The sequence below is a fragment of the Gottfriedia sp. NPDC057948 genome, from assembly GCF_042887255.1.
Taxonomy (GTDB): domain Bacteria; phylum Bacillota; class Bacilli; order Bacillales; family Bacillaceae_G; genus Gottfriedia.
The window spans coordinates 182,536-191,907 of sequence record NZ_JBHVPN010000002.1 but is presented as its reverse complement, the minus strand read 5'-3'; the positions used below and the strand labels follow the sequence as shown (position 1 = coordinate 191,907).

Sequence of the window (9,372 nt, the reverse complement as noted above, 5' to 3'; positions counted from 1 at the left end):
CTTCTGCTTGAGCCTTTTCACTTGCTTCTGCTGCTTTTTGTTTCGCGATTGCTGCCGCCTTTGCCTTCGCCGCTGCTACTGCTTTTGCTTTCGCTAGTGCAAGTGCTTTCGCTTTTTCATCTTCTGAAGCTGGTTCCTCTTGTTTAACTTCATTTTCAACAGTAGGCTCCTCAACTACATAAGCTTCTTCTTTTTGAACTTCAGTATTTTTTGCAGCTTCCTTTTCTGCCTTCAACTGTTCCATTTTTCGTCGAGCCGCTTCTTTAGCCCTCTCAGCTGCTTCTTTCTTTAACTGTTCTTTTGACTTATCTTCACTCACTTATTCGTCACCTGCTTTCCAGTTTTAGCTTCGTAACGAATCTTCTCTTTCAATTTGTTAATACCATAAATTAATGCTGCTGGATTCGGAGGGCATCCAGGGATATACACGTCCACAGGAACAATCTGGTCCACTCCTTTAACAACTGCATACGAGTTAACATATGGTCCACCAGCAGTCGCACATGAGCCCATCGCAATTACCCATTTTGGTTCAGGCATTTGATCGTAAAGGCGTTTAACAATTGGCGCCATCTTTTTCGTTACAGTTCCAGAAACAATCATACAGTCAGATTGACGAGGAGAAGTACGGAAAAATGATCCAAATCGGTCTAAGTCATAATGAGACGAACCTACACCCATCATTTCGATTGCACAACAAGCTAACCCGAATGTTAATGGCCACAACGAGTTACTTCTTGCCCATGCCTTCACTTCTTCCAAAGTCGTGAAAAAAATATTCTTTTGGAGTTCTTCCATTTCAGCAACAGAAATTCCATCTAACTTCATAACCATTTCAACACCTTCTTCTTCCAAGCATAAATAAGTCCAAGTAGTAACATAAGAATAAAAATAATCATCTCTACAAATGCAAAAAGCCCTAATTGATCATATGCAACCGCCCACGGATATAAGAAAACAGTTTCAACATCAAAGATAACGAATAATAGTGCAAAAATGTAATATCCAGCGTGGAAACGAACCTTCGCATCATGAAATGGTTCAATACCACTTTCATAGGTCGTTGCTTTTGCTTCAGTTGGTACATTCGGTCTTAAAATTTTACCTATTACCGAGAGTGCGACAACTGGAAGCGCAATTCCTATAACGAGAAACACAACTACGATCACATAATTATTTAAATAAGCATTCACGAAACTTGTCCCTCCTCTAACTACAGAGCTCTACATTATATACTTATTATAAATATAATGTATTTTTCATTAATTTTTACTATTCAGTTTTGTAATCGTATCCATTATAACAAATGTGACAAAAACGTGTCGATATTTATTGCCATTAATCTGAAAATTGAATGATATAGCTGGAAAATAAATTCCAATATCTAAAAACTATCTTAAATGTATGTCGTTCTAATAAATTTCTAATATTCTAATTGTCATTACCAGTTACTAAAATTGTATATCAGTATAAGAGTTATCCACAAATTCACAGAAAGTTATTCACAATTCCCACAAATTAAAAAATAGTGATAACTGTCGAAAAAAAAACCAGTTCAAAATCATGAACTGGCCTTTTTTTTAAGATGCAATCGTTTCTGAAGACTGCTTATTTTGATTTTTAGATTTAGGTTGTGCAAACTTTCTACTTTTTGTACTTCCCATAAAGAATGAAAGTACTAATGCAATACCAGACAATGCAGTTGCAAAGATAAATGCATCATTGATTCCATTAATAGATGCTAATTTAGACGCCTGACTATAAAGTGTTGTAACTGCTAAAGCTCCACCTTGAGAAGGGGTTACTCCAGCTGCACTAGCTAACTGTGCGCCTGTTTGATGTACCCAATCCATAATTAACGGATTCGTTGACGTTACTTCATTTGAGAAGTCTGCCATGTGATTAGTCGTTTGAGTCGTCATAATTGTAACAAGGACTGCTGTACCTACCGACCCTGCAACTTGTCGTAATGTATTTTGAGTTGCAGTACCATGAGAAATCATCTTAAGAGATAACTTATTTAAACCAGCAGTCATAATTGGCATCATAATAAATGACATACCGAATGAACGTAAAGTATAGAAAAACATAATTTTTAAATACGGTGTATCTATAGACAATTTAGTGAACTCATAAGTTGTATAAGTCATAATAAGTAAACCAAAAATGGCTAAAGGACGGATACCATATTTATCGAATAACTTACCTGTAAGTGGTCCAAGAGCACCCATTATTAATGAACCAGGAAGTAATAATAATCCTGCTTTAATTGGTGTAAACCCACGAATGTTTTGTAAATAAAGAGGTAGTAAAATCATCCCTCCGTATAAAGCAGTCGTAACGATTAAGTTAATTAATAAAGTGTAAGTAAACGAAAAAGATTTAAATACTTTTAAATTTATTAATGGTTGTTTAGCAGTTAATTCTCTCCACACAAATAAACCTAAACTGATACAAGCAATTATTAAAGAAAGAACTACTTCAGTGCTACCCCAACCTTTATTACCAGCTTCACTGAATCCATATAATAAACTTCCGAATCCAAGTGACGAGCTTATTACTCCCCATATATCCAAAGTTGGGAATGAACGTTTACGTGAAATATGAAACCAAGCATTAGACAAAATGATTGAAATGACACCTAACACAGCCATTCCATAAAATAAGAAATGCCATGAATAATCTTGTACTACATACCCAGTTATTGTTGGTCCAATAGCTGGCGCTAGAATCATTGCAATCCCCATCAATCCCATTGCTGCCCCACGCTTTTCAGGTGGGAAGATCGTCATAAAGATATTCATACCAAGCGGCATTAAAATACCAGCCCCGACAGCTTGAACTACGCGACCTGCCATCATAACTGGGAAGTTTCCTGATAAAGCACAAATAATTGAACCGATTGTAAAGGCAATCATCGAAAAGATAAATAATTTTCGATAAGTAAATGTATCAACTAAGTAAGCACTGACCGGAATTAAAATACCATTCACTAACATAAAACCAGTAGATAACCATTGGGCAGTCGAAGTCGTTACATTAAAATCTACCATTAACTTCGGTAAAGCAACATTTATTAATGTCTGATTTAAAATAGACACAAACATCCCTAGTAATAGTACTGTCAAAACTTTTCCCATGCTAAAGCCCTGTTTTCCACTTGACTCTGATGAAATTGATTTCTTTTGAATTTCTTCAGTTTTTTCTATTTTATTTGGTTCTTCCGTTTGGACCATTTCTTCTCTTTTATCTATTTTTAAGTCATTTTCTTTATTTCTTAATACGATTCGATTAATAATAAAGAAAACAATTAAGCAAAACCCTCCATATGCAATGATCATTCCTGTAGACATTGAAATTCCTCCTTACTTATGGATACGAACAGAAGCATTCATTCCTGGAACAATTTCAAATGACTTATTATGATCTAAAGCAATTCTTACAGGTACAACCTGCTCAACTTTCGTATAGTTTGCATTAGAGTTTCCAGAAGGTAATAAACTAAATGTATTTGCAGTTGATAATCCAACAAATTCCACAGTACCTGTTAAAGTTGTATCTGGATATGCATCAACATACACATCAACCACTTGACCTTTTTTTACATCTTCTACTTCAGTTTCTTTAATATTTGCAGTAACCCAAAGATTATCTAAGTTATATGCATAACCAAGAGTTGAACCTGTTCCAACCAATTGATCTTTAATTGCATTTGCTTGAACAATCGTAGCATTTGTTGGCACTGAAACTGATACTTCATGTGCAGTATCTCCAGCTGTTTGAGGCGCTGTTAAAACTTTTCCGATTGATTCATTTGGTGAAAATGTTTTTCCGAATGTACCTGACCATGACTCAAGCTTACCAGCAGCAGGAGATGAAATAACAATTTGTTGCCCATCTATTTTTGCATTATCCGTTTTTATATAATTTGTTGATTGATCATAATAGTAATAACCAGCAAATCCACCAGCAACTAATATGATTAAAGTAATTATGTTAACAAACACCATTTTCTTCATGTTCCCCATAAATAAAATTCCTCCTAAATTTTTAATCGTTTCTCTATATAGGTAACAAAAGTAAAGCAACACGTTGTCGTTTTACTTCTCATAGTTTTTAATTATAATTGATTTATAAACGTACTCAACCGTTAATAATTTAAAATTTGTTGTTTAAGCAACAATACTATTACAAACTGTTTAATTTCTTAAAGTAATTTAATAAAGGAGTTTAAAAATGAGCATAAAAAATAATCTTGACCCCCGTGTCATTCGAACTAGACAACTTTTACAAGATGCATTAATTACGCTATTAGCAGATAAAGAATTCGAAGCGATCAGTGTACAAGACATAACTAAAAAAGCAAATGTCAACAGAGCAACCTTTTACAGTCACTACGAAGACAAATACCAAATGGTCCGCCAAATCGTTAGAGAAAAACTAGTTGATTTGGACAGCGCCATGAAGAATGTAGATTTTAGTATGTATGACGGAAAACCAAACTCACTCGATGAAATGGCTTTAAAATCATACTTCCATCTATTCGAACACATCGAAAAAAACAGTTACTTCTACAAAGTCCTCCTAAAACGACAAGGACCAAATATTTTTAGAAGAAGACTTTACGAAGTATTATCAACAACATTCGAAAAAGGCATTGCATTCATACAACCAAAAAAGAATAAATACCTTGTCCCAGGTGACCTACTAGTAAGTTATATATCAGGCGCAACTCTCAGCGTAATTTCATTTTGGGTTGAAAATGACATGCCATACACAAAAAAACACATGGCAGAATACCTTTTAAAAATCTCAAGAAATGGTGTTTTAACAACAGCGGGATTGGAATCAAACTAAAAAGAGGATTGCTGCTGTGACAGCTCCACCCTTATCACTCTACTAACACCCAACCCCAAATAACCTAACAAAAAAAGAGCCCCTTTGGGGCTCTTTTTTTAATTACTTATATTGTGCTACGTTTAAACGGTTCATTGCTTTGTGTAAAGCAAGTTCTGCACGTTTGATATCTGTGTCAGGACGTCTGTCTTGTAGACGTTTTTCTGCACGTCTTTTTGCTTCTACTGCACGCTCAACGTCGATTTCAGTTGATGCTTCAGCAGATTGAGCCAATATTGTAACGGCTTCAGGTCGAATTTCAATGAATCCGCCACTAACTGCAACATAATCTGTTCCAGCTGGTGATTTAATTTTAACAGGTGCTGTTGCTAACGGTGCCACAGTTGAAATGTGTCCTGGTAAAATACCTAGCTCACCGCTAGTTGCTTTCGTGCTAACGAATTCTGTTTCGCCTTCATAAGCCGGTCCATTAGGAGTGACGATACTGACTTTCATTGTCTTCATAGTGAACTCCTCCTGTCTAGCTTCGTGAGCTAATCAAGTCCATTCAGTTAGAATGATGAACAAGCTGTCGATTAGACAATTATTATACTAGTGTTTTTGCTTTTTCTACTACTTCTTCAATGCGTCCAACTAAACGGAATGCATCTTCAGGAAGAGTATCATATTTACCTTCTAAGATCTCTTTGAATCCACTAACAGTTTCTTTAACTGGTACGTAAGAACCTTTTTGTCCTGTGAATTGCTCCGCAACGTGGAAGTTTTGAGATAAGAAGAATTGAATACGACGAGCACGAGCTACGACTAATTTATCTTCTTCTGATAACTCATCCATACCTAAGATTGCGATGATATCTTGAAGTTCTCTATAACGTTGTAAAGTTGATTGTACTTGACGAGCTACTTCATAGTGCTCTTCACCAACGATTTCAGGGTTTAATGCACGAGATGTAGATGCTAATGGATCTACCGCTGGGTAAATACCCATCTCAGATAAACGACGCTCTAAGTTTGTTGTTGCATCTAAGTGAGCGAACGCTGTAGCTGGTGCTGGATCCGTATAATCATCGGCAGGAACGTAAATCGCTTGAATCGAAGTTACAGAACCTTTGTTTGTTGAAGTGATACGCTCTTGTAATTGACCCATTTCAGTAGCAAGAGTTGGTTGGTAACCTACCGCAGAAGGCATACGACCTAATAGGGCAGAAACCTCAGAACCTGCTTGAGTGAAACGGAAGATGTTATCGATAAAGAATAACACGTCTTGTCCTTGCTCATCACGGAAATATTCAGCCATTGTTAAACCAGTTAGGGCAACACGTTGACGTGCACCAGGTGGTTCGTTCATTTGTCCGAATACCATCGCTGTTTTCTTGATTACGCCAGAGTCGCTCATTTCGTGGTATAAGTCGTTACCCTCACGAGTACGCTCACCTACACCAGCGAATACTGAGATACCGCCGTGCTCTTGTGCGATGTTGTTAATTAATTCTTGAATTAATACAGTTTTACCTACACCTGCACCACCGAATAGACCGATTTTACCACCTTTGATGTAAGGAGCTAATAAGTCTACTACTTTGATACCAGTTTCAAGGATTTCTACTTTTGTAGTTAATTCTTCAAATTTAGGTGCTTGACGGTGAATTGGGTCACGACGTACGTCTTCTCCAAGTTCTTCGTCTAAGTCAATGTTGTCACCTAACACATTGAATACGCGTCCTAATGTAGCGTCACCAACTGGAACCGAAATTGGTTTCCCTGTGTTAACTGCTTCCATTCCACGTACTAATCCATCAGTTGAAGCCATTGCAACTGTACGAACAGTATCGTCACCTAAGTGAAGAGCAACTTCTAATGTTAAATCAATGTTTACTTCGTTTGCATCGCCCGCTTCTTTACGAACACGTAACGCATTATATATTTGTGGTAATTGGCCGTTTTCGAACTTTACGTCTACTACTGGACCTAATACCTGAGTAATAATACCATTGCTCATCGCTTTTCCTCCTAGCATTGTTTCATTAAAAGCCGTTCAATTTATATAGCCGTTGTAAGCAGATTAGCCAAGTGCTGCTGCTCCACCGACGATTTCAGTAATTTCTTGAGTAATTGCTGCTTGACGCGCACGGTTATAGTGAAGAGTAAGCTTACTAATAACTTCTTTCGCATTATCAGTTGCACTTTTCATCGCTGTCATACGTGAAGCGTGTTCACTAGCTTTACTGTCTAATAATGCACCAAAGATTAAGCTTTCTGCATATTGTGGCAGTAAAACTTCTAAGATTTCATCATCAGATGGTTCAAATTCGTAATTAGTTGTAGCCTTACCTGTGTCAATATCTGTTAAAGGTAAAAGCTTTTTCTCAGTAACCTCTTGAGAAATCTTACTTACGAAGTGATTATATGATAAGTAAAGCTCATCAAAAATGCCATCTGTGTACATTTGAACTGTACGATTAGCAAATTTTTGAATATCATCGAATGAAGGTTGATCTGGAAGTCCAAGAACCTCTTCAACGATTGGGTAACCTAAACGCTTAAAGTAGTCACGTCCAACTCGACCTAGTACAATAATTGCAAATTCATCATTCGATTTATGACGCGCTTTAATTGTATTAGTTACCGCACGTAATACGTTACTATTAAATGCACCCGCTAAACCACGGTCAGAAGTGATGACAATGTAACCAGTCTTTTTAACTTGACGAGTTACTAGCATCGGATGTCTACTGTTTACACCTTTTGCCACGCTACCAACTACCTCTTGCATTTTTTCCATGTAAGGAACAAATTGCTTAGAGTTTTGCTCAGCACGGTTTAATTTCGCAGCAGATACCATCTCCATCGCTTTTGTGATTTGGCTTGTCTTTTTTGTTGAATTAATTTTTGTTTTTATATCGCGTAATGATGCCACAGGTTTTCACCACCTTTTGGTAAACAGTTAAATGAAGGACGAGCTAAAGCCCGATCCTTCAAATCCAGATATTTAAATCGCCTTCTTATTTAGAAGCAATAAAGTTCTTTTTAAAGCTTGTGATTGCAGCGTCAAGGTCAGCTTCGTTTGGTAATTTACCAGTATCACGAATAGCATCTAAAAGACCTTTTGCATTAACGTCCATCCAAGCTAACATTTCTTCTTCAAAACGAGTAATGTCTTCAACTGCTACGCTGTCTAAGTGACCACGTGTTAACGCATATAAAGATGTTACTTGTTTTTCTACTTTTAATGGTTTGTGTAAACCTTGTTTAAGGATTTCAACTGTACGAGCACCACGGTTAAGTTTAGCTTGAGTTGCTTTATCTAAGTCTGAACCGAACGCAGCAAATGCTTCAAGCTCACGGAATGACGCTAAGTCAAGACGTAGCGTACCTGCTACTGATTTCATCGCCTTAGTTTGCGCTGAACCACCAACACGTGATACAGAAAGACCTGCATTGATCGCTGGACGTACGCCAGAGAAGAATAAGTCAGACTGTAAGAAGATTTGTCCGTCAGTAATCGAGATTACGTTTGTTGGAATATAAGCTGAGATATCACCAGCTTGTGTTTCAATGAATGGTAATGCAGTTAATGAACCGCCACCTAACTCATCATTTAACTTAGCTGCACGCTCTAATAAGCGAGAGTGTAAGTAGAATACATCCCCTGGATATGCTTCACGACCTGGAGGACGTTTTAATAATAGTGAAAGCTCACGGTAAGCTACCGCTTGTTTTGATAAATCATCGTATACTACTAATACGTGTTTACCATTGTACATAAACTCTTCACCCATTGTTACACCAGCGAAAGGAGCTAAGTATAACATTGGAGCTGGAGATGAAGCAGGTGCAGTTACAACGATTGTGTAATCTAATGCGCCATGCTTACGTAAAGTTTCAACAAGTCCACGAACTGTTGATTCTTTTTGACCGATTGCAACATAGATACAGATCATGTTTTGGTCAGCTTGGTTAAGGATTGTATCGATAGCAACAGCTGTTTTACCAGTTTGACGGTCACCGATGATTAACTCACGTTGTCCACGTCCGATTGGTACAAGAGCGTCGATCGCTTTGATACCAGTTTGTAATGGCTCATGTACTGATTTACGTGCCATTACGCCTGGAGCAGCGTTTTCAATTGGACGAGATTTTGTCGTTTCGATTGGGCCTAAACCATCAACTGGTTGACCTAATGAGTTTACTACACGTCCAACTAATGCTTCACCAACTGGAACTTGCATGATGCGTCCAGTACGACGAACTTCGTCGCCTTCTTTAATGCCTGTGTAAGGTCCTAAGATGATAATACCTACGTTGTTTTCTTCTAAGTTTTGTGCTAGTCCCATAACGCCGTTAGAGAACTCAACTAGCTCTCCAGACATACATTGGTCAAGACCATGAGCACGAGCGATACCGTCACCAACTTGGATAACTGTACCAACATCACTAACTTCTATTTCAGTTTGGTAATTTTCGATTTGCTTTTTAATCAGCGCACTGATTTCTTCAGCTTTGATGCTCATGCAT

General features: G+C 37.4%; 9 protein-coding genes and 1 pseudogene. 1 reads left to right on the top strand and 9 read right to left on the bottom strand.

Annotated features, from left to right (window positions below; translation table 11 throughout):
• From ACFVRR_RS04880 to ACFVRR_RS04860, 5 genes and pseudogenes are all read right to left on the bottom strand, one after another.
• Positions 1–319: pseudogene (locus tag ACFVRR_RS04880) on the bottom strand (NADH-quinone oxidoreductase subunit C); the annotation flags it as partial.
• Positions 316–834, bottom strand: coding sequence for a NuoB/complex I 20 kDa subunit family protein (locus tag ACFVRR_RS04875; RefSeq protein WP_056469321.1), 519 nt, complete (start codon positions 832–834; stop codon positions 316–318). The gene ACFVRR_RS04875 and the pseudogene ACFVRR_RS04880, both read right to left, overlap by 4 nt.
• A complete protein-coding gene (locus ACFVRR_RS04870) occupies positions 825–1,193 on the bottom strand; it encodes an NADH-quinone oxidoreductase subunit A (protein WP_056469320.1) in 369 nt (122 codons plus the stop codon). The genes ACFVRR_RS04875 and ACFVRR_RS04870 overlap by 10 nt, the downstream gene beginning before the upstream one ends.
• Before the next feature lie 387 nt (positions 1,194–1,580).
• Positions 1,581–3,353 carry a DHA2 family efflux MFS transporter permease subunit gene (locus tag ACFVRR_RS04865; RefSeq protein ID WP_387325330.1) on the bottom strand — a complete coding sequence of 591 codons (1,773 nt, stop codon included), beginning with the start codon at positions 3,351–3,353 and terminating at the stop codon, positions 1,581–1,583.
• Positions 3,354–3,365: 12 nt separating this feature from the next.
• Complete coding sequence (locus ACFVRR_RS04860) at positions 3,366–4,010, bottom strand: HlyD family secretion protein (protein ID WP_387326044.1); 645 nt, start codon at positions 4,008–4,010, stop codon at positions 3,366–3,368.
• Between the two features lie 226 nt (positions 4,011–4,236).
• On the opposite strand from ACFVRR_RS04860, the gene ACFVRR_RS04855 reads away from it, so the two are divergent.
• Complete coding sequence (locus tag ACFVRR_RS04855) at positions 4,237–4,857, top strand: TetR/AcrR family transcriptional regulator (protein ID WP_387325328.1); 621 nt, start codon at positions 4,237–4,239, stop codon at positions 4,855–4,857.
• 102 nt (positions 4,858–4,959) lie between these two features.
• On the opposite strand, the gene ACFVRR_RS04850 is transcribed toward ACFVRR_RS04855, so the two are convergent.
• From ACFVRR_RS04850 to atpA, 4 genes are all read right to left on the bottom strand, one after another.
• On the bottom strand, positions 4,960–5,361 hold the full coding sequence (locus ACFVRR_RS04850) for a F0F1 ATP synthase subunit epsilon (protein ID WP_387325326.1): 402 nt from the start codon (positions 5,359–5,361) through the stop codon (positions 4,960–4,962).
• Positions 5,362–5,443: 82 nt separating this feature from the next.
• Positions 5,444–6,856, bottom strand: coding sequence for a F0F1 ATP synthase subunit beta (gene atpD / locus ACFVRR_RS04845; protein WP_025568604.1), 1,413 nt, complete (start codon positions 6,854–6,856; stop codon positions 5,444–5,446).
• Positions 6,857–6,919: 63 nt separating this feature from the next.
• A complete protein-coding gene (atpG, locus tag ACFVRR_RS04840) occupies positions 6,920–7,774 on the bottom strand; it encodes an ATP synthase F1 subunit gamma (protein WP_387325322.1) in 855 nt (284 codons plus the stop codon).
• Between the two features lie 85 nt (positions 7,775–7,859).
• Positions 7,860–9,368 (bottom strand): F0F1 ATP synthase subunit alpha, encoded by a 1,509-nt coding sequence (gene atpA / locus ACFVRR_RS04835; RefSeq protein ID WP_097974902.1) that lies wholly within the window; start codon positions 9,366–9,368, stop codon positions 7,860–7,862.
• Positions 9,369–9,372 lie beyond the last annotated feature (4 nt).

Bases quoted from the DNA above. Each gene is read 5' to 3' on its own strand.
- ACFVRR_RS04875 (WP_056469321.1), bottom strand. From the start codon at position 834: ATGGTTATGAAGTTAGATGGAATTTCTGTTGCTGAAATGGAAGAACTC.
- ACFVRR_RS04865 (WP_387325330.1), bottom strand. From the start codon at position 3,353: ATGTCTACAGGAATGATCATTGCATATGGAGGGTTTTGCTTAATTGTT.
- ACFVRR_RS04860 (WP_387326044.1), bottom strand. From the start codon at position 4,010: ATGGTGTTTGTTAACATAATTACTTTAATCATATTAGTTGCTGGTGGA.
- ACFVRR_RS04855 (WP_387325328.1), top strand. From the start codon at position 4,237: ATGAGCATAAAAAATAATCTTGACCCCCGTGTCATTCGAACTAGACAA.
- ACFVRR_RS04850 (WP_387325326.1), bottom strand. From the start codon at position 5,361: ATGAAGACAATGAAAGTCAGTATCGTCACTCCTAATGGACCGGCTTAT.
- atpD (WP_025568604.1), bottom strand. From the start codon at position 6,856: ATGAGCAATGGTATTATTACTCAGGTATTAGGTCCAGTAGTAGACGTA.
- atpA (WP_097974902.1), bottom strand. From the start codon at position 9,368: ATGAGCATCAAAGCTGAAGAAATCAGTGCGCTGATTAAAAAGCAAATC.